General features: G+C 63.6%; 17 protein-coding genes. 13 read left to right on the forward strand and 4 right to left on the reverse strand.

What is annotated here, in order from left to right; all coding sequences use genetic code 11:
* Positions 1 to 8 precede the first annotated feature (8 nt).
* The 6 genes from ACFO0A_RS14845 to ACFO0A_RS14870 all read left to right on the forward strand — a co-directional run bounded on the left by ACFO0A_RS14845 (position 9) and on the right by ACFO0A_RS14870 (position 10,212).
* Complete coding sequence (locus tag ACFO0A_RS14845; protein WP_379539901.1) at positions 9 to 926, forward strand: glycoside hydrolase family 16 protein; 918 nt, start codon at positions 9 to 11, stop codon at positions 924 to 926.
* The gene (locus ACFO0A_RS14850) at positions 923 to 4,174 is read left to right on the forward strand and encodes a glycoside hydrolase family 2 TIM barrel-domain containing protein (RefSeq protein WP_379539903.1); all 3,252 of its coding nucleotides are present in this window, start codon (positions 923 to 925) and stop codon (positions 4,172 to 4,174) included. The genes ACFO0A_RS14845 and ACFO0A_RS14850 overlap by 4 nt, the downstream gene beginning before the upstream one ends.
* Complete coding sequence (locus ACFO0A_RS14855; protein ID WP_379539905.1) at positions 4,171 to 5,664, forward strand: sulfatase-like hydrolase/transferase; 1,494 nt, start codon at positions 4,171 to 4,173, stop codon at positions 5,662 to 5,664. Before ACFO0A_RS14850 ends, ACFO0A_RS14855 begins: the two co-directional genes overlap by 4 nt.
* Positions 5,665 to 5,669: 5 nt before the next feature.
* Positions 5,670 to 7,259 (forward strand): sulfatase family protein, encoded by a 1,590-nt coding sequence (locus ACFO0A_RS14860; RefSeq protein ID WP_379539906.1) that lies wholly within the window; start codon positions 5,670 to 5,672, stop codon positions 7,257 to 7,259.
* Positions 7,260 to 7,339: 80 nt separating this feature from the next.
* The gene (locus tag ACFO0A_RS14865; RefSeq protein ID WP_379539907.1) at positions 7,340 to 8,701 is read left to right on the forward strand and encodes a sulfatase-like hydrolase/transferase; all 1,362 of its coding nucleotides are present in this window, start codon (positions 7,340 to 7,342) and stop codon (positions 8,699 to 8,701) included.
* Positions 8,702 to 8,916: 215 nt separating this feature from the next.
* Complete coding sequence (locus ACFO0A_RS14870; RefSeq protein WP_379539909.1) at positions 8,917 to 10,212, forward strand: sialate O-acetylesterase; 1,296 nt, start codon at positions 8,917 to 8,919, stop codon at positions 10,210 to 10,212.
* An 18-nt stretch (positions 10,213 to 10,230) separates the two neighbouring features.
* Here ACFO0A_RS14870 and ACFO0A_RS14875 read toward each other — a convergent pair whose 3' ends face one another.
* A complete protein-coding gene (locus ACFO0A_RS14875; protein WP_379539910.1) occupies positions 10,231 to 11,802 on the reverse strand; it encodes a right-handed parallel beta-helix repeat-containing protein in 1,572 nt (523 codons plus the stop codon).
* Between the two features lie 781 nt (positions 11,803 to 12,583).
* Here ACFO0A_RS14875 and ACFO0A_RS14880 point away from each other — a divergent pair.
* Both ACFO0A_RS14880 and ACFO0A_RS14885 read left to right on the forward strand, forming a co-directional pair.
* Entirely contained in the window at positions 12,584 to 12,805 is a 222-nt protein-coding gene (locus ACFO0A_RS14880) for a hypothetical protein (RefSeq protein WP_379539911.1), read from the forward strand.
* 540 nt (positions 12,806 to 13,345) lie between these two features.
* Positions 13,346 to 14,563 (forward strand): hypothetical protein, encoded by a 1,218-nt coding sequence (locus tag ACFO0A_RS14885; protein WP_379539913.1) that lies wholly within the window; start codon positions 13,346 to 13,348, stop codon positions 14,561 to 14,563.
* 344 nt (positions 14,564 to 14,907) lie between these two features.
* On the opposite strand, the gene ACFO0A_RS14890 is transcribed toward ACFO0A_RS14885, so the two are convergent.
* From ACFO0A_RS14890 to ACFO0A_RS14900, 3 genes are all read right to left on the reverse strand, one after another.
* On the reverse strand, positions 14,908 to 16,200 hold the full coding sequence (locus ACFO0A_RS14890; protein WP_379539915.1) for an MFS transporter: 1,293 nt from the start codon (positions 16,198 to 16,200) through the stop codon (positions 14,908 to 14,910).
* Between the two features lie 46 nt (positions 16,201 to 16,246).
* Positions 16,247 to 17,065 carry a 2-keto-4-pentenoate hydratase gene (locus ACFO0A_RS14895; RefSeq protein WP_379539916.1) on the reverse strand — a complete coding sequence of 273 codons (819 nt, stop codon included), beginning with the start codon at positions 17,063 to 17,065 and terminating at the stop codon, positions 16,247 to 16,249.
* 101 nt (positions 17,066 to 17,166) lie between these two features.
* A complete protein-coding gene (locus ACFO0A_RS14900) occupies positions 17,167 to 18,654 on the reverse strand; it encodes a UxaA family hydrolase (protein WP_379539918.1) in 1,488 nt (495 codons plus the stop codon).
* Between the two features lie 111 nt (positions 18,655 to 18,765).
* Here ACFO0A_RS14900 and ACFO0A_RS14905 point away from each other — a divergent pair, with 111 nt between their 5' ends.
* The 5 genes from ACFO0A_RS14905 (at position 18,766) to ACFO0A_RS14925 (ending at position 24,014) form a co-directional block, all read left to right on the forward strand.
* Complete coding sequence (locus ACFO0A_RS14905) at positions 18,766 to 19,794, forward strand: LacI family DNA-binding transcriptional regulator (protein ID WP_379539920.1); 1,029 nt, start codon at positions 18,766 to 18,768, stop codon at positions 19,792 to 19,794.
* Between the two features lie 68 nt (positions 19,795 to 19,862).
* Positions 19,863 to 20,699: a 5-dehydro-4-deoxy-D-glucuronate isomerase gene (gene kduI, locus ACFO0A_RS14910; RefSeq protein WP_379539922.1), complete on the forward strand. Its 837-nt coding sequence runs from the start codon at positions 19,863 to 19,865 to the stop codon at positions 20,697 to 20,699.
* 6 nt (positions 20,700 to 20,705) lie between these two features.
* The gene (gene kduD, locus ACFO0A_RS14915; RefSeq protein ID WP_379539924.1) at positions 20,706 to 21,461 is read left to right on the forward strand and encodes a 2-dehydro-3-deoxy-D-gluconate 5-dehydrogenase KduD; all 756 of its coding nucleotides are present in this window, start codon (positions 20,706 to 20,708) and stop codon (positions 21,459 to 21,461) included.
* A complete protein-coding gene (locus tag ACFO0A_RS14920) occupies positions 21,458 to 22,474 on the forward strand; it encodes a sugar kinase (RefSeq protein WP_379539925.1) in 1,017 nt (338 codons plus the stop codon). The genes kduD and ACFO0A_RS14920 overlap by 4 nt, the downstream gene beginning before the upstream one ends.
* Positions 22,461 to 24,014, forward strand: coding sequence for a carboxylesterase/lipase family protein (locus tag ACFO0A_RS14925; protein ID WP_379539926.1), 1,554 nt, complete (start codon positions 22,461 to 22,463; stop codon positions 24,012 to 24,014). The genes ACFO0A_RS14920 and ACFO0A_RS14925 overlap by 14 nt, the downstream gene beginning before the upstream one ends.
* Positions 24,015 to 24,016: the final 2 nt, after the last annotated feature.

Below are 24,016 nucleotides of genomic sequence, written 5' to 3' on the forward strand. Positions count from 1 at the left end.
ACCGAGGCGTGATCATCCCTCCCTCGCCCCGCCAGCAAACACAGGAGCGCAAGTTGCGATACCCGGGTTCCTTAATGTTATTGGCGATGGTGGGATGCAATGCCGCGAGCGTGTCAGCGGAGCCCGGTCCGGTGACAGTGCCGCCAGGATACGAACTCGTGTGGTCGGACGAGTTCGACCGCGACGGTGCGCTGGACCCGGCGAAGTGGACGTTCGAACAAGGCTACGTCCGAAACGGCGAGATGCAGTGGTATCAATCCGAAAACGCCCAAGTGTCGGGAGGACGCCTGATCATCGAGGGGCGGCGCGAACACAAACCCAACCCCCTGTTCGGCTCGCCAGCGCTCAAGCCGCAGTTTCGCGCGCGCAGGACGATCAACTTCACCTCGGCAAGCGTATCCACCAAAGGGCGCCAGAGCTGGACCTACGGACACTTCGAGATCCGCGCAAAGATCAGAGCCGAACAGGGGCTGTGGCCCGCCTTGTGGTTCGTCGGCACCGAGGGCCGCTGGCCGGCAGGCGGCGAGATCGACCTGATGGAATATTACCAGGGTCGCATCCTGGCCAATTTCGGATGGGCCTCCAAAGTGCCGGGCAAACCGACATGGAACAGCGTGAAGGTCCCTGTGTCGGAGCTTGGCGACAATCCTGGCTGGGATGAAAGTTTTCACGTCTGGACGATGGATTGGGACGCAAAGCAAATCAGTCTGCACGTCGATGGACGGCTTATAAACCAACTCGACCTTTCCAAGGTGGACAGCGCTAACCCGACGGGCATCGCCAACCCGTTTCGCCGGCCGCAATACCTGATCATGAACCTGGCCCTTGGCGGCGAGAACGGCGGACCTCTGCAGGACACGCGGCTGCCCACGCGCTTCGAGATCGATTACGTCCGCGTCTATCAGCGCACAGGTGGTTTGCGATGAACCTGCCCTACAAAGCATCCCTGCGAATCGTCATGGCACTGTTGTCCACCAGCCTGTCCTCGGCGGCATGGGCTCAGGCGCAGTCCGCACCAAAGCCTCATGCAGAACTCCCCGAATGGGAAAACCCCGAAGTCAACGCGATCAACCGCCTGCCGATGCATACAAGCTTCTTCGCCTTCGAAAGCGAGGAGCTTGCGCGGCAGGACGATCCGGCAAAGTCCACTCGGTTTCTATCGCTTGACGGGGAATGGTCGTTCCTTTGGGCCAAGAATCCATCCGAGCGTGCCCGCGGCTTCGAGAAGCCGAAATTCGATGTGTCCTCGTGGCCGAAAATCGCGGTCCCCGGCAATTGGGAGCTGCAGGGCTTCGACATTCCGCATTACATAAATCAGGAATACATATTCCCGGCGAACCAGCCCTACCTTCCCGACGATTACAATCCTGTCGGATCTTACCGCCGCGACATCGAGATACCGAGCGACTGGGACGGAAAGACCCTGACCCTGCAATTCGGGGCGGTGCAATCGGCGTTCTATGTCTGGGTCAACGGCAAGCTGGCCGGCTACAGCGAGGACTCGCGCCTGCCCGCCGAATTCGACGTGACCCGGCTTGCGCGCCCTGGCCACAACACAGTGGCGGTCGAAGTCTATCGGTTTGCCGACGGCAGCTATCTCGAAAAGCAGGACATGTGGAACATGAGCGGGATGTTCGGCGATGTGTTCTTGGCAGCGCGCCCGCCTGCGCACATTGCCGACATCGTCGTCGGCCAGGGCCTCGGCGAGGACCTGACCACCGGCCAGTTGCGCGTAACAACCGCACTGTCACCGGCAGCGGAAAGATCGCACGCCGCGGTCGAACTGACGCTGAGTGACGGCGATACCGTGCTTTACCGCGAGACCCGGCCAGCGACACGCCGCGCCGCGACATTTGCCCGCGACCTGCCGAGCATCACGCCCTGGAGCGCCGAATCTCCGAAGCTCTACGCGCTCGAGGTCCGATTGGCAGACCGCAAGGGCGAGACGATCGAAGCGGTGCGCCGAAGGGTCGGGTTCCGCAACGTCGCGCTGCGCAACGGCCTGGTTACCGTCAATGGCAAGCCGATCACCATTCGCGGGGTCAATCGCCACGAGCACGACCCAGTGACCGGACACGTCATCAGCCGCGCGCTGATGGAGCAGGACGTTCGGATCATGAAGCAGCTCAACATCAATGCGCTGCGCATGTCCCACTACCCGAACGACCCCTACATGTACGAGCTCGCCGACCGTTACGGCCTCTACGTCATGGACGAGGCGAACATCGAGTCCCACGAATACATGAGGATGGGCGACGAGGCTAAGCCGCCCAAGGCACGCGCCGACTATCAGCTTGGATTCAAGCCCGAGTGGGAAAAGTCCCATCTCGAACGGGTCCAGCGCATGATCGAACGCGATCGCAATCACCCGTCGGTCATCTTCTGGTCGCTGGGCAACGAAGCCGGAATCGGTCCCAGCTTTGAAAAGGCAGCCGCACTGTCCCGGCAACTCGATCCTCAGCGCCTCGTCAGCTATGGCGGGTATGGCACGGTCGATGGCCCGGCAGTGCTTCCTTACGTCGACTTCTACTCGCCCATGTATGATCCGCCTGCGGAACTGCTGGAATATGCCGCATCGAACAACTCTCAGCCTGAAATCATGGCTGAGTACGAGCATGCCATGGGCAACAGCCTGGGCGGGTTTCGCGAATATTGGGACACCATCTACGCTCACCCGGACCGGCTTCAGGGCGGCTTCGTCTGGGACTTCGTCGACCAGACGCTTTACAAGAAACTGCCCGACGGGCGCACGATTCTGGCATATGGCGGCGACTTCGGCCCCAGCCCCCGGCCGGACTCCGACAACTTCCTCGCCAACGGGCTGCTCCAGCCCGACCGGACCTTCAATCCTCATGCCTGGGAGTTGAAGAAGGTCTATCAGCCGGTGGACTTCCGGCTCGACCGCCAGCGCGGGCTTGAGATCATCAACCGCCTCGATTTCCTGGATCTTTCGGGCTTTACCTTTCGCTGGCGGCGGGAGCAGGACGGCAACGCAGTAGCCAGCGGTCCGCTGCCCACTCCTGCCGCCCCGCCTCACGGCAGCGCAACCTTGGCCCTTCCCCCCGAGGCAACACATCGTGACGGCAACGGCGAAGCCATGTTGACCGTGGAAGCGATTGCGCGTCCGGGTTCCATTCCGCTGGTCGATGCCGGCGCGGTGGTAGCGTGGGAACAGTTTGCTCTGGGATCGGCACCGCCCAGCATCGCACCCGCATCGAAGGGAAGGCCCCAACTAACCGACGCCGCCACAAAGGTCGTGGTGGCAACGAGCAGCGGCGCGCAATTCACGTTCGACAGGACGACCGGCGAACTTGCTTCCTGGCGAAACAAGGGCCGCGAGATGCTGACCGCTGGCCTGGTCCCCAACCTCTGGCGTGCGCCGACCGACAACGATTCCGGAGCATCGTGGATGCTCAAGACGTCGGGAATCTGGAAGTCGGCGGTGGCGGGACGCAAGCTTTCCGTTTTCACCGCTGCCCGCAAGGGTGCGGACATCCAAATCCGCACCGTCTATCGCCTGGAGGGCGACGTCGCCGATTTTTCTCTCGATTATACGATCGCGAATGATGGCTCGGTCCAGGTCTCGGCCCGGTTCGACCCCCTCAAGCCCAAGCTGCCGATCATTCCGCGGGTTGGGACCAACATTCAGTTCGAGGGCGCATTCTCCAACCTCGAATGGTTTGGACGGGGGCCCCACGAAAATTACTGGGATCGCAAGAGTGGTGCAGCCATCGGACGGTATTCCGCACCAGTCGCAAGCCAGTACCACGACTATTCGCGGCCGCAGGAAACCGGCAACAAGTCAGACGTTCGCTGGTTTGCACTCCGCGATGCTCAGGGCAACGGCGTGCTGGTGACTGGGGATGCCCTGCTCAACTTTTCGGCTCTGCCGGTATTGCAGAGCGACCTCGATCACGATCGGCGGCGCGGTGCGCCGCATCGGCACGGCGGCGACGTGACATTCCGCAACCTTGTCAGCGTCAATATCGATCATCTCCAGATGGGCGTGGGCGGGATCAATAGCTGGGGTGCGTTGCCGTTGCCCCAGTACCGGATTCCAGCTGCAAACTATGCCTGGAGCTTCCGGCTCGCCCCCCTTGCGCCGGGCCAGGATGCGCAAGCCATCGCGCGCCATAACGCCTCTTCCAGCCCAGCCGCAGGAATTCACGAATGACCCCATCACGCTCGCTGCAGAATATGTCGCGCCGCCTTGGCATCATGACGGGTACGCTCGCCATGTGCCTGGGCGCGCCGCAGCCGTTGCTGGCGCGCGCCGATGCGGCTGCACGACCAAATGTCATCGTGATCGTTACTGATGACCAGGGTTATCGCGACGTTGGCTTCAATGGCAGCCCGGACATTCCCACTCCCAACATCGACCGGATCGCGCACGAAGGCGTGCGCTTCACCCGCGGATACGTCGCCTTTCCGGTCTGCGCGCCGAGCCGGGCGGGGCTTTTGACCGGCCGCTATCCTGCCCGGTTCGGGTTCGACCGCAATCCGAATGGCAATCCCGCCGATCCGAAAGGCGGAGTTCCGCGAAGTGAACTGATGCTTTCGGAATCGCTCAAGGCTGCGGGTTATGCCACCAAGGCGATCGGCAAATGGCATCTCGGAACCCATCCAACCCTTCGGCCGCGAGTAAGGGGATTTGACGAATTCTACGGCTTCATCGAGGGCGGCCACGGCTATCTGCCGGGTCAGACCAAGATGGACGACATCAGCCAGTCAAAGGTCATCTATGACTGGTACTACACGAAGCTCATCGACAACGGCGCCCGGGTCGATTTCAAGAAATACCTGACGGAAGAATTTTCTGATCGCGCGGTCGATTTCGTTGATCGAATGGCGACGGCGGACAAGCCGTTCTTCCTTTACCTGGCCTACAACGCACCGCACGCCCCGCTTCAGGCGACCGAGAAATATCTCAGCCGCTTCCCGCAGGTGAAGGACCCCAAGCGCCGCGCCTACATGGCGATGATCAGCGCTGTCGACGACGGCGTCGGCCAGGTACTGCAGGAACTCGATCGGCGCGGGATCGCGAAGGATACGGTGGTCTTCTTCCTGTCGGACAACGGCGGCGTGACCAACCACGATACGGGCGAACAGCCGGTGGCCGACAATGCACCGCTGCGCGGCGGCAAGAGCCAGCTCTTCGAAGGCGGTGTGCGCGTTCCCTTCGCCGTGCGCTGGCCCGCGAAGATTGCCGGCGGACGCGATTATGCCCGGCCGGTAAGCTCGCTCGACATTTTCGGCACGCTGGCGTCCGAAGTTGGCTTGCGGACTTTGCCAAAGCAGCCGCTCGATGGGGTCGATCTCGTTCCTTATCTCACCGGCAAGGTCACTGGCGATCCGCACCCCGCCCTGTTCTGGCGAAAGTACGACCAGCATCAGGGAGCAATGGTCGTGGGTGACATCAAGTATCTCGTCACGCCTGAAAGTGCCGCGGCGTTCAACCTTCGCACCGATATCGGCGAGACCAGAAATCTGGCCGAGCAAAACGCCGAGACCATGGCAAAGTTCGACCAGCTCTATTCCGCGTGGTCCCGACAGATGGCCCCCAAGCCAGCGTTCCCGCCTCTCGGCACCTGGCCGACCAAGGCAGCCGGGCGCGAAAAGGGCAAGGCGGCCCCGCAACAGGGCCCGGGCGGCGGTGACCGGTGAAAAACATGGCCCGACGACGCCGGCTGTTGGCGGCAACGCTCTCGCTGGCCGCCGCGCTGACGGACATTGCCCCCGCAAGCGCGGAAGGAACTTCGCCGCGCGGCGCCCCGCACCAATCTCGCGCGCCCAACATCGTCATCCTGTACGCCGACGACCTCGGCTATGGCGATCTTGGCGTCTACGGGGCGAAGCGGGTCGCGACACCGCACACCGACGCTCTCGCAAGGGCCGGGCTCCGCTTCACCAACGCCTATGCCCCGGCGGCAACCTGCACGCCATCGCGCTACGCACTTCTGACTGGCGAATACGGCTTTCGCAGCAACGCAGAGATACTGCCAGGGGATGCGCCCGCGCTGATACCTGCGGGCAAGACAACGATCGCCTCACTGCTGAAGCAGCGGGGCTACGCGACTGGCGTCGTCGGCAAGTGGCATCTCGGGCTCGGCGATGGAAAGGTCGACTGGAACAAGCGGGTCGCCCCAGGACCGCTCGAAATCGGCTTTGACTATTCGTTTCTGCTGCCTGCGACGTTGGACCGTGTGCCGACTGTTTACCTGGAGAACCATCAGGTACTGGGTGTCGACCCGGCCGATCCGATTGCGGTGAGCTATTCGGCACCGCTGGCGGGGCGCCCGGTTGGCCGCGACCACCCTGAGTTGCTCCGCTACAAGGCGGACGACCAGCATTCCGACAGCATTGTAAACGGGGTTTCGCGCATCGGCTACATGCAAGGTGGCAAGGCCGCAGAGTGGGTCGACGAGGATATCCACGCGGTGCTGACCGGAAAGGCACGCCGCTTCATCCGCGAGAATCGCAAGCGCCCTTTCCTGCTCTACTTCGCCATTCCCGATCCTCACGTTCCGCGACTGCCGGGCAAGGAATTCCAGGGCAAAACCTCGATGGGGCCGCGCGGCGATGCGATCGTCGAGATGGACTGGATTGTCGGCCAGGTCATGGACGAGCTGCGCGAGCAAGGGCTCGAACGCGATACGCTGGTCATCTTCTCGAGTGACAATGGCCCCGTCCTTAACGACGGGTATGAGGACGGTGCGGTCGAAAGGCTCGGCGATCATACTCCGGGCGGGGTTTTCCGGGGAGGCAAGTACAGCGCCTTCGAGGCCGGGACGCGCGTGCCTCTCATCGCCTACTGGCCGGGACACATCAGGCCAGGCACGAGCCCGGCCCTGTTCTCACAAATCGATTTGCTCGCCACATTTGCGAAGCTGGCCAAGGTCGCGCTGGCGCCAACCGACGCGATCGACAGCAAGGACATGTTGGGCGCGCTCACCGGAGCGGATCGGCGCGGACGCAGCTACCTGTTCACGGAGTCCGTTCCGAGCGTCGCGATCCGCGCAGGAAACTACAAGTATATCGCACCTGCGCGGCACCCGGCCACCGCCAGCTTCATTTCCGGCAAGGGAATTGAAAGCGGAGCGAGCCCCAAACCTCAGCTTTACGACCTGTCTCGCGATCCCGGTGAGCGGCTCAATCTGGCGGCTGCCAAACCGGCAATTGCGGCGCGGCTCGCCGCTGAATTGCAGGTGATCGAGAAACGCCGAACCGCCGAACGTGGGCGATCGGGAGCGTTACCGTGAGTGTGCCAGTGGAGACTGCGCCGCGCCGGACCCGCTCGCCCTTGTTCAAACGGGCCATCACACTTCTGGCAGCTACTAGCGTGCTGGCAGGCCCGGCGCTGGCTGCTCCTGCAAAGTCGACGCATACCCAGCCAAATATTGTCGTGATCCTGGCGGACGATGCCGGCTTTCACGACTTCGGGTTTCAGGGCAGCCGCGAATTCCGCACGCCTAATATCGATGCCTTGGCTCGTCAGGGAACCGTCTATTCCGCGGCATACGCGTCGACGCCCTTTTGCAGTCCGTCGCGGGCGGGCCTGCTGACCGGTCGGTACACCCAGCGGTTCGGATACGAATTCAACCTGACCCAAGCTCCGCCCAAGGGTGTAGACCCACAGTTCATGGGTCTGGACACGGGCGAAAAGACTGCGGCCGACCTGTTCCGCGCCGCGGGCTACACGACGTATGCGGTGGGCAAGTGGCATCTCGGGGAGCAGGCGCAGTTCGATCCCCGGCGGCGTGGATTCGATCACTTCTATGGCTTTGCCGGAGGCGGCAGCACGTACTTTCCAGAGAAGATCAGCCCCAAAATCATCCAGCGCGACGGCGTTGCCGAACGGCCGGCGCAGTATCTGACCGACCAGTTCGGGGACGAAGCCGTGCGCGACATCGAGCAGAGCCGAGATCGCCCATTCTTCCTTTATCTGGCTTTCAACGCCGTCCACGCTCCGATGAATGCCCGTCCGGAAGACGAGGCCCTCTTCGCAGCCATCACCGACCCGCAGCGCAGGCGACTGGCGGCGATGACCTGGGCGCTCGACCGGGCGGTCGGCAACGTGATTTCCGCCCTGAAGCGGACCGGTGTTGCCGACAATACGTTGATCGTCTTCACCAACGACAACGGAGGCGATTGCATCGATATCGGAGCCAGCAACGCGCCGCTGCGGGGCACGAAAGGCACTCTCCTCGAAGGTGGGGTCAGGGTGCCTATGATCCTTAAGCTCCCGCAAGGCGCCAGGCCGGACGCCAGAGTCGAGGCTCCCGTCTCGCTGCTCGACGTGCTGCCTACGGTGCTGGATGCCGCCGCCATTCCTGCACCACCCACGCTTGATGGACGTTCTCTGCTTTCGACGCCGGCGGCTTTTGACAAGCGCCCGCTGTTCTGGCGCTACGACAACATGGCGGCGATGCGCCTGGGCCGGTGGAAGCTGCTGCGCTATCCCGATCGCCCGCCCGAACTCTATGATATCGCAGCGGATATCGGCGAAACCCACAACCTTGCGGATGCCCACCCGGATCAAACCCGGTCGATGTTGAAACAGATCTTTGCCTGGGAAGGCACAGTCGAGCATCCGCGCTGGCACACAGGTTCCTTCTGGTCGCAGGAAGACGTCCGCCGCTACTCAGCCGATCACGTGAAGGCAGAAAACGACAAGGCCAAGGGGGCGCTGTTCGGAAAATGAGGGTCATGAGAAAGAAGCTTCTTACGGCCTGCGCGGCGTCAGTTGCCGGACTGACAATCGCGGCGCCGATCAGCAACGCTCAAACGCAAACGCTGACGCTCGACGCACCATTTTCCGACGGCGCCGTTATCCAGCGCGGGTTGCCGGTTACGCTTCACGGCCGAGCCGCACCGGACGCGAAAATCTCGATCATGTTCGTCGGTTCAACGCAGACCGTGCGCGCCGATGCGACGGGAGGCTGGCAAGCGACCTTTCCGGCGCAGCCAGCCGCCACTGATCTCTCGATCACTGCCCGTTCGGGCGAAGATTCGATGATCGTGAGAAACGTCGCGATCGGAGACGTGTTCCTTTGCTCGGGCCAATCGAACATGGAGTTTCCCATGTCGGAGGCGGCCCTGCGCCCGGAAGACCGGCAACGGCCTGTCGATGCGTCGCTTCACCTTCTGACCGTCGCGCAGGATCTGGCCCGCACGCCGCGCAAGACATTTGCGAAGCCCCCTGCCTGGCAAGATGCAAAGGAAGCACGCCCAGACTTCTCGGCGGTTTGCCTGCTCGCGGGACGGGAACTCGCGCTCAAGAGCAAGGTCGAGATCGGCCTGATCGACTCCTCGTGGGGCGCTACCGCGATTGAATCATGGTTGTCACCGGCAGGTCTTCGCGCGGCAGGCGCCCCACGCGACGAACTTGATATCGTCGATGCCTTTGAGCGCGACCCGGCAGCAGCCGAGACCCGCTACGGAGCGATGCTCGACGCGCGGTGGAAAAAGCCGGCGGAAAAAGGCGGAAGGATCGGCTATTCCAACATTTACAACGCGATGATATCTCCGCTGAAGAACTTTGGGCTGGCGGGCGCCATCTGGTATCAGGGTGAAGCGAATGCCGGTCGCGGTGATGCGACCGCCGTTTATCGGGCCAAGCTCGCCGCGCTGCTGCAGAGCTGGAGGTATCAATTCCGCCCCGATCTGCCCTTCATAATCATCCAGCTGGCGAACTTTGGCGCTTTGACGAACAAGCCGGGCGAAAGCCCGTGGGCACAGATCCGCGAGGCGCAGCGCCAAGCCGTGTCGAGCGATCCGCGCGCCGCCTTGGTGGTAACGGTGGATGTCGGGGAGCGGCTCTACATACACCCACCAATGAAGCTGCCGGTCGCGCAACGGGCGGCGCGGGCACTGGCGAACCTCGCTTGGGGTGAAGCGGCTGCAACCGGGCCGCGGATCGAGTCAGCGCGGTCAGATAGTCGCTGGGTAAAAATTGCGGCCGAAGGCGGCACAGGCAGCCTGATGGCTGCTTCCTGGGGTCGGCCCGGTCCTTTCATCGTGTGCGGCACAAAAGGCGCCGAGGAGACCTGCACGTTTGCCGATGCCGAGTTCACTGACGGCGGCATTCGCGTGGCGGTTCCCGATGGGACGACGCCGGACCGGGTCCGCTATTGCTACGCAAACGCGCCGATCTGCAACGTGTTCGACGAGGCCGGCATGCCCTTGGGCCCGTTCGATGTGCCGGTTAAATAGGGTGGACGGGCAGCGCCTTCATTCGCCGCCTCCGCCGTAAGCACCGATGTTGGGCGCACTGTCCTGGCGTAGCGCGTTCCCGAAGAAATCGGTCTGCGCGTCTGCACTGACCTTTGCAAAGACTCCCTTGCCCGCAGCCGGAAACGACGGCGCGGGAACGGGGGCACCGGCACCGATCGCCGCGCTGCTGCCTGCCAGACGATAACCGAGAGGCGCCGTCATGCCCGGCGTCAGGAACTGAGGATTGCCCTTGCGGTTGCCGGTGCCCATTGCGGCGAAGGCGGCGTTGACGGGGCCGAAAAACAGGTTGTTGCGCACGTCTAAAGGTCCGTCCCGAAGATCGAGCTTCATTTGCTCCCCGATCATGGCATCGTGCGAAACCGCGAAGATGTTGTTCCACACGCTTGCGTGAGACACCGTAAAAGACAGGTCCGGATACAAACCCGGCCGAACGAAGACCGTGTTGTTGTAGATGAACACGCCGGTCGAAGGCGTTCGCTTTGGCGACCAGGAGCTCAGCCAAAGGGTGTTACCGTCCTTTTCGCGCAAGCCATCGTTGACGCTGATATTGTAGCGCCAGATCACGTTCCGATTGTTCCCAAGGATTTCAACGAAACCGCCTTCGCTGTCTTCGGAATAATTGTATTGATAGAGCACGTTAAGGTTGCCGAAATCGACGTGCATCCCATACGAATCCTTGTACCCCCGAACGTGGCGCGACCGGTTCCGCTGGGCAACGATGTCGCGCGAATTGACCACCCAAGCGCCGCTGCCGCGTCCGACCATCCGATCCGGCCTGACGCTCGATCCGCAGAAGTTGAAATCGTTGTTCTCGATCAGCGCATTCCGCGCGCCTGCCAGCTGCACCGCAGACCCTCCCAGCTCGAAAAAGATGTTGTCTGCGATCACGATGTCGCGGTTGAAGCCGCTTTCGGGGTTTCGGCTGTGCGCATCCGAGTTGCCAGAACCCCGCGGCCCGGCGTTGCCGATCTGCACGCCAAAGCGCCCGGTGTGCGCGATCCGGTTGTCTACGATCCGCACGTCGCGGAAGAACGATGGTGCGGCAATCGTCTGGTTGGCGGTCGTGACGAACCGGATGCCGCTCACCGTCACCCGATTGAACTCATCTTCGGTGCCGTGCACGATGGCCTTTGCGAAGACGTCATGGATCGAAAGATCGGTAAGAAAGATGCGCTCCAGAACCCCTCCACCATCGTTCACGAAAAGAATTCCCGCCGCGGTCTCGTCGGCCTCACCCGGTCGCAGGTCGTCGATGGCATTGGTAATCTCGAGACCGCGGATTTCGATATCGTGCTGATTGCGGACGAGTACTGCCGCGCTAAACGCCCCGCCCGCCCCTGCGGCTCCGTCGATAATCGGCTTTGCCCCCTCACCGTAGCGCGAGACGATCAGCGGCCGGCCCGGGCTTCCCGACGACCGCAGCTGGAGTTGGCCCGCAAAGCGATCGCCAGCCTTCAAAAGGATTTGATCGCCCGGATTGAACGTCTGGCGGTTTATTCGTCCCAGCGAGCGCCACGGGTGCGCGGGTGTAGTTCCCGGCCCTTCGTCGCTTCCCTCCGAACTGCTCACGTAAAAGGCCCGTGACGTGGGCTGGCTTGGCGCGTCCGCAGCGAGGGACGAGGACGTGGCAGACACGAAGAATACGCCGATCGGGAGCCCGACAAGCCCCATTCGCTTATGAAGCGAACTGAATATGTTCAGCACGGTTGCGCGGATTGGCATTTGAGCTCCAAACAATTTTCGGCACAGGCCCCTGTTTAGCGGACACCGAGAACTCATCCTTACTGGGCTGCCGAGCGCTCTCAGTCTATCGCGGATTGTCTCAAATTGGCGGGTCTCGTTCCAAACTTTGGCGGCACTTTGCTTCCGAGTTGGGCGAAGTTGAAGAGCTTGGGCTGCCGGGCGTTCGACGCCGCTAGCCCAAGGGACCGCGTTCCACCCAAATGCCTCGAAGCGGACCAGTCGTAACGAACCTATCGCGGCCCGTTTCGGAACGATTACATTTCGGACCACCGATAGAGGCTCTGCCCGGTGTCGCGAGCCACGCCGGCAACTCGGGCAATGTCCCTAGCCACCGTGGCTGCTCGCTCAGGTTCGATGCCCCAGAGCTCCGCTGCCCAAGCTTCCGCAACCTGCTGTGTGACCTCTGTCGCGGCGAGGCTGCAGCAGCCTTGAAGGCCGGCCTCCCGTGTGGCCAGCGATCGAAGAAGGAGGCGCAGGAGAGTGCGCTATTGGGAACGACGCTGCCTGGATAAGGATCATATAGCGTCAACGGAGATCCCTCGCGCGCGTAATCGACCTCGCGACGCGACAACAGCAACAGCTCGACTGGATCGCGCATAACCCCGCAGTGCGCGGCGCACGACGCCTCGGCACGATCGCCGCGTTTGAAGTGGACAGCGATGCGGGCGGTTACCTGTCGACGATCGCGCCCCGGCTCATGGCGTTTTGCCAACAGCGCGGCGTGCTGATCCGGCCGCTGGCCGACACGGTTTATGTGATGCCGCCCTATTGCATATCCGATGCCGATCTTGGCGCGGTCTATGACGCGGTGGCCGAGTTCATCGAGTGATCCTGCGCTGGACCAGGAGAGGAATCCGCGCATGAAGTTGCTGCACCGGCCGCACGTTATCGATCTCGACGGTGGCCTCTGCCTCCAGTCCCCGCTCCGACTGCTCGTTGAACACCGCGGTCTCGGCACATCCGAAGAACAGGCTCTGATAGCGTCGCCTGAGCGGGACCTGACAGGCACTGCAAGAAACACAGCGATCCCTTGCACAGCTCCCCTGTAATGTTCACGAAGGTGTGATGGTCGCTGCAGGTTTGCTGCTTTGATCATCGCTTGATCGGAGAAACGCCTGCGCCCTAGGCGCATGAAGATCGCCGTGGTGAGCGCAGGCCGACCATCGTGACCGGGGGCGTTCCGGAATATCGAGAGCTGCCGCAGTTCGCGCCATGATCCGCGCTGAGGTCGTCTTCGCCCTCTTGGCGTTGATGGCCTCGGCATTTCATCTAGGTTCCGCGCGTTGCGCCTGACCAACGCAACCTCTTCGCTTAAGCTCCCTCTGCCGTTATGATGACTGCGGGTTGCGCGGTTGGGAGGGGCTTTCCTATGGGAGTTGGCTTTAAGGCTGTCGCGGCGCTCACTGGCTCGGCGGCGATTGCCATGGCAGCAGTGCCCGCTCTATCAAAGGGGGACTCCCCTCCCGTCGCGCGCTACACAATCGACGCGGGCACCTCGTCGGGCATGGCTGGAATGTCGGGGGGCGGCCTGGGCGCCGCAATGAGCATTATGCGTGGGGGAAGTGGGCAGGTTGTCCACGAACTCGCCTTGCGCTTGGGATCAAGCCGTGCGCCTGCGGGCGCGCCCAAGGCTGACCATTTCATGCCCGCCGCTGCACAGCTTGGCGCATCGGTTCCTCTGCGGAGCCCTGAACGGGAGCAAGGCGGAAGCTATGCCCCGGGCTCGTTCCCGCAAGGGCAGACTCCAAAGGGTCGACTGCAGCTGTTTTGGGGCTGCGGCGAACATGCTCCGGCGGGCCAGCCCGTGGTGATCGACTTCGCAAAGATGGCCAAAGGTCAAGTACCGGCCGGCTTGTTCGCTCAAGGCGTGAACTTGCCTGACGATTGGCAGATCATGGCCTCCAACAGCACGACTTACGGCGAATGGCCGAACGGGCGTGACAGCAAGGCGGTAAGAGCCAACGCTTCTCTGCTCGGCGCGCATCGCGTCGTCAGCACTTATGCGCCAGAAATCAGCTTCACTCTCGCCGACGATTTCATGCCCGCGCTGCAGGCACGCTCGGCGAGCCTGCCGAGCGGAGCCTCGCGACTTATCTGGAATGCGCTTCCCAAGGGCACGGGGTATTATGCCTGGGCGATCGGCGCAAAGAACGGCGCGGGCGGCGATGCCGACATGGTTTGGTGGAGCTCGGCGAGCACGAGGCAGTTCGGGGGCGCACTCGCGGGGTGGCTGTCGCCCGCGGCGGTCGCGAAGCTAGTCGCGGCAAACACGGTTATGCCTCCGACGCAAACGAGCTGCACGATCCCTGTCGAAGTGAGAAAGGCGGGCGGCGAGGTACTGATGACTCAGTTGTTCGGCTACGGCCCGCAGGCTGACTTCGCCTATCCCCCACGGCCGGTGAACGCCCAGTCGGCATGGAAGCCTGAGTGGATCGCGCGGGTGCGGTTTCGGTCGAACACATCACTGATTCTGGGCATTGGGGACATGGGCGCTTCAGAACCATCCGAGGGTACGCAGCCCGCAGCCAAGCCGAAGTGCAAGGGTCTCAAGGGAATTGCCATGCGGGCGGCCGGGTTGTGTGAGTAAGACAATGGCCAGCGATCACGTGTAAGCGGACTAGCAGCAAACGACCCATTGCGGCCATTCCGAGTGTTCTCTGGCTGCGGGCACGTGATTGTGAACTGCAGGCCATTGTTATCATGGTTGCGCGTGGACGTCCGCTCGTCTGTAACGCCCCGGACAGACCGCATGAGGACGCGACCCCGCGGTCTTTCGTTAATTTGTTGATACGGGCCGCATCAAGACTTCACACACACGATCTTTTGCTCGCGTTTGACCGAGGTCAGGCCGGCCTTACACAATTACGCATCCGTTCCGAAGCGCAGCAGCCATCCAATTGCATCCGAATTTGAAGATCACTCGGCGAGCGATCAGATCTCGCCGACCGGCTTGAGCCGCGGGCTGAGGATATGGACGATCAGCAGGGCTACGAGGTAGGCGCTGGCGCAGATGGCGAACAGCAGATCGTAGCTGTGGGTCTTGTCGAGAATGTAGCCCGTGAACAGCGCCATGCCCATTCCGCCAAGCGCGCCGACCGTCCCGCCGATCCCCACCACCGAGCCGACTGCGCCGCGCGGGAAGAGGTCGGACGGAATGGTGTAGAGGTTGGCGGAAAACGCCTGGTGTGCGGCGGTCGCGAGGCCAATGACGAGGACCGCGGCCCATACGCTGTCCAAGCTTTGCGCAAACCACACCGGCAGCACGCACAGCGCGCAGAGGAGCATCGCCAGCTTACGCGCGCGGTTCACCGTGAAGCCCCGCTTGATGAGCGACGAAGACAACCAGCCTCCGGCGATGCTCCCGAGGTCCGAAATGATGTAGATCGCCGCCAGCGGGAGCCCGAACGACTTGAGGTCGAGGTTGTATCGTTCGAACAGGTAGCCCGGCAGCCAGAACAGGAAAAACCACCAGATCGGGTCGATCATGAACTTGCCGAGGGCATAGGCCCAGGTTTCGCGCACGGTAAGCAGGCGGCCCCAGCCAATTGCCTCGACCGGATCGGCGGGGTCCTGGCGGATATACGCAAGCTCCTCGGCCGAAACGCGGGGATGGTCTTCCGGCCGGCGATAGATGAACCACCATGCCGCCAGCCAGGCAAAGCCGAGCAGGCCGGTGAGGTAGAACGCAACCCGCCAGTCGAACCAAAGCACGAGCAGCGGCACGAGCAGCGGGGTGATGATCGCCCCGACGTTGGCTCCGGCATTGAACAGCCCGATGGCGAAGGCGCGCTCCTTTTGCGGGAACCAGTCGGTCACCGCGCGGATCGCGGCCGGAAAATTGCCGGATTCACCGATCCCGAGGCCGAACCGGGCGGCGGCGAACGAGGCGACGCCGGTCGCCAGGCCATGCGCCATGTGGCTGATCGTCCATATTATGATCGCGATGGTGTATCCAAGGCGCGCGCCGAGCGCGTCGACGATCCGGCCAAAGCCGATGTAGCCGATCGCGTATGCGAGTTGGAACCAGAACACGATGTTGGCGAAATCGGTCTCGGTCCAGCCGAATTCGGCCACGAGCGTCGGCTTGAGCACGCCGATCATCTGCCGATCGACGTAGTTGATCGCCGTCGCGGCAAAAAGAATACCGACGATTACCCAGCGGTATCGACCCGCAGTGGTTGCTCCGCCCGCAATTGCAGCTTCGCTCGCGACACCGACCTGCATTCCCACTCTCCCGATCGCCCGCGCTGATGCGCGTAGCCTTGCCGGCTCAGGCCGGTTTTGCCGCAACCGCGCGGCAGCTTACTTTTCCAAGCTCACCGAACGTCGCCACCGCTGTCTGGCCGGGTGCAATCGGGTGGACCCCGGTTATCGCCCCGGTCGACACCCAGATGCCGCCGCTGCGGTCGATCCCGCGCGCAGCCAGGTTGTTCACCAGGAACCGCACCGCTCCGAACGGCCCGTCGAGCATCGTCGCCGCAGTCGCCTCGCCCACGACCACCCCGTCGATCTCGGTCCGCACCTGAATTGCGCACAAGTCGATGTCGCGCCATTCCGCGAGTTCGGGGCCGATGACGAGGCCGGCGTTGTTGCCGAAATCCGACGCCGTGACGAGAGGCCCATCAGCGTTGATCCGGGCATAGGGCGAGCTTGCGATCTCGATACCGATGCGCACCGCATCCACGATATCGCGCACCTCCTCGTTGGTTTGCGGCAGTGGTCCGGTGAACGAGCCGGGAACGTGAAGCAGCAATTCCGCCTCGGCCGCGGCGAAGCCGCCGACGAACACCGGCATGTCGACCGGCTCGGCGGCCGATGTGGCGATCACCGCGGGTGCGAAGACCGGTCCGGCAAGCCGATCCGAACCAAGCTGCGCATCGTAGGGATGGTTGATGCGGCCGACCTTCCACGCAGCAACGGCACGACCGTCAAGCCCGATGGCAAGCCCCTGAATGCGATAGGATTCCGCCAAGTCCAGAGGGAGCGGACCGGGATAAGCGTCGAGCGCGCGTGCTTCCCGCCTTGCCGACACGAACGCCTGTGCGATGACTTCCTGATCGTCGTTGGTCTGCGCCTGCCTGTTCAACATCCGTCCCTTTACGGTCACTCGCCGCGTAACCCGCTTCGGTATAGGAAACCGGTGTCATTGACAACGGTGCATCGTTTTAATTCCTGGCTCGGTCAATGTTCCTACAGGGTTACTCCGCGTTTCCAGATGGCGATCGCACGCTGGCCGGCGCGTTCGGCTGCGCACGGTTCGCCGCTCGCGATCGCAAGGACCCGATCCAGAAAGCTCTCGTCGATCGAGGCCAGGTCGCCGTTCAGCGCCGCGCCTGCATCGAAATCGATCCAGTGCGGCTTGGCAGTGGCCAGCGCGCTGTTCGACGCGATCTTCAGCGTTGGAATCGGGAAGCCCAACGGGGTGCCACGACCGGTGGTGAACAGCGAGACGGTCGCTCCCGCCGCCGCCAGCGCGGTTGCAGAAACGGCATCGTTACCCGGCGCTTCGAGCAGGGTGACCCCAGCCGCTAGTGCCTGTTCGCCATAATTCGCGACCCCGGCCAGAGGGGCGCTCCCCGCCTTCTGGACTGCGCCGAGCGACTTTTCCTCCAGTGTCGTGATCCCGCCGGCAATGTTGCCGGGAGAGGGATTTTCGGAAACCGGCTGGCCTGCATCGATGAAGTATCGCTTGAAGCGGTTGATCACCTCGACCGCGGCGCGGAACGTCGCTTCATCCACCGCGCGGTCGAGCAATGCCTGTTCGGCCCCGAATATCTCGGGAATTTCGGTCAGCACCACCCGCCCCCCGGCTCGCGCGAGGTGATCGCTGAAACGGCCCAGCAAGGGGTTGGCGGTCAATCCGCTGAAGGCATCGGAGCCTCCGCACTTCAGCCCGACGGTAAGCGCTGACAGCGGCAGCTCGACCCGGCGTTGCGCTCCCGATTCCTCGACCAGTTCGTCGATCAGCCGGGCCGCTGCCGCCATCTCGTCGCCCTCGCCCTGAGCCGACAGGAGACGCAGCTTGCCGCGTGCGTGCTCGGGCACGGTCTCGGCCAGCGCTGCGAGCTGGTTCGACTCGCAGCCCAGGCCCAGAAGCAGGACTCCGGCGGCATTCGGATTCGCGGCCAATCCTGCCAGGACTGCCCGGGTGCCCGCCAGATCGTCGCCCAGTTGTGAACATCCGTGCGGATGGGCGAAGGCATGAACGCCGTCGATCCTTCCCGCATGTCGCGCGTTTGCCTCGCGTGCCGCCTGCTCGGCCGTAAAGCCCACGCAGCCGACGGTGGGCAATATCCAAATTTCATTGCGTGTAGCGGCGCGCCCATCGACGCGCAGGTAGCCGTTCCAGGTCCGCCCCCCTTTCGCGTCAAATGGTGCGGGCTCCCGCAACTCCCTGCGCACGTAGTCGAGCTCGCCGCCCAAGGCCGTGGCCAGGTTATGTGTGTGGACCCAGTCGCCGGGCGCAACCGCCGCGGTGGCTCGACCGATGGGATGGCCGTACTTGATCACCGCTTCACCCGGCCGGTGCGCAGCGAGCGCGAACTTGTGCCCCTTCGGCAAGTCTTGACGGAGGACAACCTCTAACCCGCCGACATGTACACGCGTGCCGGCATCCAGCGCTTCGAGGGCTACCGCAACGGTATCGCAGTCGGTAATGGCGCAGGCGATAGCGGACATTTGAAGCACTCGGTCGAGTCGGGTAGGAAACCGGTGTCAAATAGGCTTGCAGGCGGTCGTCATGCAAGGCACACAACGCTTGGCGACCGACGCCGACACTGCGGGGGGCCGATGGCGCGCAATTCCGAAGCCAAGCCGACGATCAACGATGTTGCCCGGATTGCTGGAGTTTCTAAGAAGACGGTGAGCCGGGTCATCAACCGCTCGCCGATGCTGAACCAGGCAACGCGCGAGAAGATCGAGTCGGTGATCGCCGATATCGGCTATGTCCCCAATCCGCAGGCGCGCGCGCTGGCCTTGCGGCGCAATTTCCTGATCGGCCTGATCCACGACAATCCCAATGCGCAGATGGTCCTCAATTTCCAGGAAGGCGTGCTCGAAGGGCTTGCGGGCACCGAGTTTGCCCTCGTTGTCCGCCCAGTCGACCGGCACGCTCCCGACCTCTTCGATTCAATCCGGTCCTTCATCGAGCAGCAGCGCCTCTACGGCGTCCTGATCCTTCCCCCGCTGTCCGAGAACGACGAGCTTGGCGCGCTCGTGCGCGAACAGGGATGTCGTTACGTACGCATGGGTTCGGCGCGGCTGGACGATGCCGAACACCTGGTTGAATCCAACGACCGCGAAGCGGTCCGCGCCGCAGTCGAACATCTCATCGGGCTTGGACACACGCGAATCGGCCTAGTACAGGGACCGGACGGCTTCCGCTCGGCGCGCGAACGGGCCCAGGGATTTCGCGACGCCATGGGCGTCCATGGCCTCGCACTCGATCCCGCGCACGTTGCCAAGGGTAACTACACGTTCGATACGGGCAAGGCGGCGGCCGGCGCGATTCTCGATTCACCCCACCCACCCACCGCGATCTTCGCCAGCAACGATGAGATGGCGGCAGGCGTGCTGGTCGCGGCGCGCGAACGCGGTATCGATGTGCCGGAACGCCTCTCGATCATGGGCTTCGACGACACCGCGATCGCCGCGCACATCTGGCCTCCGCTGACGACCGTGCGCTGGCCGATCGTGGCCATGGCGCGCGCCGCCGCGCGCAAGCTGGTGCGTCCCGAAACGGCGAGCGAGGAACAGTCGCTCTTTCTCTCCGACCTTATCGTCCGCGCATCTACCGTTGCCCCGGCCGCAAAAAGGTAACGCGCACGGCTTGCGATGACACCGGTTACCGCGCTATAGGCCGCCGACCGGAGAGGAGACCGACAACAATGTTCGCCAAGACCTATCACGCCACCCATCCCGATATGATGGAGAGCGTGAGCAACGACGATCTCCGCGACCGTTACCTCGTGACGGGGCTGTTCCAGGATGGGCAAGTCACCCTGAACTATTCGCACAACGAGCGCTTCGTGATCGGCGGTGCCGTGCCCGGAACGGCCGCGTTGCGCCTGCCCGATCAGACCGAGCCAGCCAGCGCCGCCGGTCACCCGTTCCTTGAGCGGCGCGAGCTTGCCGCGGTGAACATCGGCAGTTCCGGCGCGATCACCGTCGATGGCCAGCGTTTCGCGATGGGCAGCAAGGAATGCCTCTACATCCCGATGGGATCGCGCGAAGTCACGTTCGAGGGGGCCGGGTCGCGTTTCTACCTTGCCTCGTTGCCCGCTCACAAGATGCTGCCGATCAAGCACATAACGCTCGATCAGGCCAATCCGCTGGCCCGGGGCGACCTTGCCAATTCGAACCAGCGCACGATCTACCAGCTCGTCATTCCCGGCGTGTGCGACAGCGCGCAGCTTCTCCTTGGCCTGACCGTTCTTGAGGAAGGCAGCGTATGGAACACGATGCCGCCGCACCTCCATGACCGGCGCAGCGAGATCTACCTCTATTTCGACCTTCCCGAAGAGAATGACCGGGTGTTCCACTACATGGGCGAGCCCGACAGCATGCGCCATCTCGTCATCGCGAACGAGGAAGCGGTGATCAGCCCACCATGGTCGATCCACATGGGTTCGGGAACGAAGAAATACGCGTTCATCTGGGCGATGGGCGGGGAAAACCTCGATTATACCGACATGAACGTGCTCGATATCTGCCAGCTCAAGTAAGCGGCGATGGCGATCTCCTTTTCGCTCGCCGGTCGCGCGGCGCTGGTTACCGGGGCCAACACCGGCATCGGCCAAGCCATTGCGGTCGCGCTTGCCGAAGCCGGCGCGGACGTGGCGGTTGCCGGCCGTTCACGACCGACCGACACCCTGGCGCAGATCGAGGCGGCGGGCCGCAAGGCCATCGACATCAGCGCCGATTTCGCCTCAATCGAACCCGTAGGGCGGGTGATCGACGAGGCGCTCTCCAGGCTCGGGCGGATCGACATTCTCGTCAACAACGCCGGGATAATCCGCCGGGAGGATCTTCTGGATTTTTCCGAGGACGATTGGGACGCGGTGATCGACACAAACCTAAAGTCGCTGTTCTTCCTCAGCCAGGCCGCAGCCCGTCACATGGCGGCGCGCAGATCGGGAAAGATCGTCAACATCGCCTCGCTGCTCTCGTTCCAGGGGGGCATCCGCGTGCCCAGCTACGCAGCGGCAAAGTCCGGCGTGGCAGGCCTCACCAAGGCGATGGCGAACGAGCTTGCGCCCAGCGGTGTCCAGGTCAACGCAATCGCACCGGGCTACATCGCGACGAACAACACTACCGCCCTTCGCGAGGACGAAATCCGAAGCCGCCAAATTCTGGAGCGCATTCCCTCCGGTCGTTGGGGACGCGCCGAAGACATCGCCGGTGCTGCGGTGTTTCTGGCATCGTCGGCTTCTGACTACGTTACCGGGCACATCCTGGCGGTGGACGGAGGCTGGCTAGCCCGATGAAGTCACCCGGCCACGTCGTCTGCTTCGGCGAACCGCTGATCCGGCTCACTCCGCCCGGCGCGCGGCTCATGGTCCAGGCCGAAGCGCTCGAGCTCACCGTGGGCGGCGCCGAAGCTAACGTGGCGGCAGGCCTTGCGACGCTTGGTCGCGCTGCCAGCTACCTCAGCCGCGTACCCGACAACCCTTTGGGCGAAAAAGTCCGCGCCGCACTTTCCGCCGCAGGTGTGGACACGCAGTTCCTCTCGCGCGGCCCCGGCAGGCTGGGCCTCTATTTCCTCGAACAGGGCGCGGGCTTGCGCCCGGCGGCAATCACTTACGACCGCGCTGGAAGTGCATTTGCCGAGTGCGACCCTGCCGACATCGGGTTTGCCGCCGCGCTCGAGGGCGCGGCGCTGCTGCATCTTTCCGGGATCACCCCGGCGCTGGGGCCAAAGGGCGTCGCGCTTGCGAAGGATGCCGTCGCGGCGGCGCAGGCAGCGGGAATCCCGGTTTGTTTCGATGGCAATTACCGCGCCGCCCTGTGGGAAAGCTGGGATAGCGATCCGCCCGCAATCCTGCGTGAACTGGTGTCCGCCGCAACGATCCTTATCGGCAATCACCGCGACATCTCGCTGCTTCTCGGCCACAGCTTCTCGGGCGACGGACCCGAGCGACGTCGCGAGGCGGCGGAGGCAATCTTTGCCGCCATGCCCCGCCTGCAGGTCGTGGCCTCGACAGCGCGACACCTGGTTACCGCCAGCCATCATCGCCTGTCCGCGCGCGTCGATCTGCGCGACAATGCTGTGCAGACCACTCAAATCGACGTGACCGGCATCGTCGACCGGATCGGAACCGGCGACGCCTTCGCCGTAGGTGTGCTGCATCGCTGGCTCGAACGGGGCGGGGCGGCGGCGATGGCCGAAACCGGGCTGGCCCTCGCCGCCCTCAAGCATGCACTCCCCGGGGACCTTTGCCTTGTTCGAGGATCTGACCTCGATGCCTTCAGCGCGGTTTCGGGCGATGTCAGGCGCTGATCTCACGCGCCGCATGGTGCTGAAGAGCAGCGCGGCGGCGGCCCTGCTGGTGCCCGCGCCAAGTTGGGGCCGAAACACCTCCGCACCGCGCGTGGGCCGCTACACCGGCATTCGAGAAGACGGTGTTCTTGCCTTCAAGGGCGTACGATACGGCCGTGCGGCCCGCTTTGCGCGCCCCGTGGCCGAACCGTGGACCGGTCCCCCGGTCCGTGCCGACCGATTTGGCCCGATTGCGCCGCAACGCTCGGGCGCGAACGAACCGATGAGCGAGGATTGCCTCTCCCTGAACGTCTGGACGCCCGATGCCAACGTGACGGCGCGGCGCCCGGTCATGGTCTATTTCCACGGCGGAGCCTACAGCAACGGAACCGTCACCGATCCACTCACGCATGGGGCGAAGCTGGCGGCCCAGGCGGATGTCGTCGTCGTCACCGTCAACCACAGGCTGAACGCGCTGGGCTATTCCTGGCTCAAGCCGCTCGGGTCAGCCTTTGCCGACAGTGGCAATCTTGGTCAGCTTGACCTGATCCTCGCGCTGCACTGGGTGCGTGACCGAATCGTGGCTTTTGGCGGAGATCCTTCGCGAGTGATGGTCTTCGGCCAGTCCGGAGGCGGGGCCAAGATCGCCACACTGATGGCAATGCCCTCGGCACGGGGCCTGTTCCATGCCGCCGCGACGATGAGCGGCCAGCAGGTCGTCGCCAGCGGCCCCAACAACGCATGGCGAAGAACGGAGGCTCTGCTCGCTGCGCTGAAGCTCTCCAGGGGAGATGTCGAGGGCCTGCGAACGATGCCGCTCGAGCGGCTGATCGAGGGTCTTGGCGCCACGGATCCAGTCATGGGCGGCTCGCTATACTTCGGTCCCGTGCTCGACATGACGAACCTGCCGCGCCATCCGTTCTGGCCCGATGCGGCGCCCCAGTCGCTTGGCGTGCCTATGATTCTCGGAAATACTCGCGACGAGACACGCGCTTTCCTCGATCCGCGAGGACCCAAGCTGCAGGGCCTGAACTGGGACAACCTTGCCGAGCGGATCGCGCCCGAAATCAAGATCGACCTCGATGCCTGGTGGGTTGTGGAACGCTACCGCCAACAACACCCCGAATGGACCGCCGAGCGGGTGTTTTATGCCGCGACAACCGCCGGCCGCAGCTGGCCGGGTCAGGTGATCGAAGCCGATGCACGCGCCCGGGCGGGTGCGGATCGGACCTGGGTGTACCAACTCGACCGCCCCTCCCCGCTCGATCCGTTGCGGGGCGCGGCGCATACCGACGATATTCCCTATGTCTTCGGCACGCTCGGCGCGCCGGGCAGCAAGTCGGGTACCGACGCCGCCGCCCTCGCCACGCGCGACGCGTTGCAGGGGGCCTTCGCCGGGCTTGCGCGAACCGGGCGGCCGGGCCTTGAGTCCTGGACCCCTTATGGCCTGCCCGATCGGGCGACGCTGGTGGTGGGCGAGACGATCCGGGTCGAGAACGATCCGCGCCGCTGGGAACGCGAACTGTGGTCGATCGCGCCTTACGTCCAGCCCGGGAGCTGAAG

The organism is Novosphingobium tardum (assembly GCF_042652045.1).
Classification (GTDB): domain Bacteria; phylum Pseudomonadota; class Alphaproteobacteria; order Sphingomonadales; family Sphingomonadaceae; genus Novosphingobium; species Novosphingobium tardum.

Coding starts and splice junctions, on each gene's coding strand:
- ACFO0A_RS14850 (WP_379539903.1), top strand. CDS start 923: ATGAACCTGCCCTACAAAGCATCCCTGCGAATCGTCATGGCACTGTTG.
- ACFO0A_RS14855 (WP_379539905.1), top strand. CDS start 4,171: ATGACCCCATCACGCTCGCTGCAGAATATGTCGCGCCGCCTTGGCATC.
- ACFO0A_RS14860 (WP_379539906.1), top strand. CDS start 5,670: ATGGCCCGACGACGCCGGCTGTTGGCGGCAACGCTCTCGCTGGCCGCC.
- ACFO0A_RS14885 (WP_379539913.1), top strand. CDS start 13,346: ATGGGAGTTGGCTTTAAGGCTGTCGCGGCGCTCACTGGCTCGGCGGCG.
- ACFO0A_RS14890 (WP_379539915.1), bottom strand. CDS start 16,200: ATGCAGGTCGGTGTCGCGAGCGAAGCTGCAATTGCGGGCGGAGCAACC.
- ACFO0A_RS14895 (WP_379539916.1), bottom strand. CDS start 17,065: ATGTTGAACAGGCAGGCGCAGACCAACGACGATCAGGAAGTCATCGCA.
- ACFO0A_RS14900 (WP_379539918.1), bottom strand. CDS start 18,654: ATGTCCGCTATCGCCTGCGCCATTACCGACTGCGATACCGTTGCGGTA.
- ACFO0A_RS14905 (WP_379539920.1), top strand. CDS start 18,766: ATGGCGCGCAATTCCGAAGCCAAGCCGACGATCAACGATGTTGCCCGG.
- kduI (WP_379539922.1), top strand. CDS start 19,863: ATGTTCGCCAAGACCTATCACGCCACCCATCCCGATATGATGGAGAGC.
- kduD (WP_379539924.1), top strand. CDS start 20,706: ATGGCGATCTCCTTTTCGCTCGCCGGTCGCGCGGCGCTGGTTACCGGG.
- ACFO0A_RS14920 (WP_379539925.1), top strand. CDS start 21,458: ATGAAGTCACCCGGCCACGTCGTCTGCTTCGGCGAACCGCTGATCCGG.
- ACFO0A_RS14925 (WP_379539926.1), top strand. CDS start 22,461: ATGTCAGGCGCTGATCTCACGCGCCGCATGGTGCTGAAGAGCAGCGCG.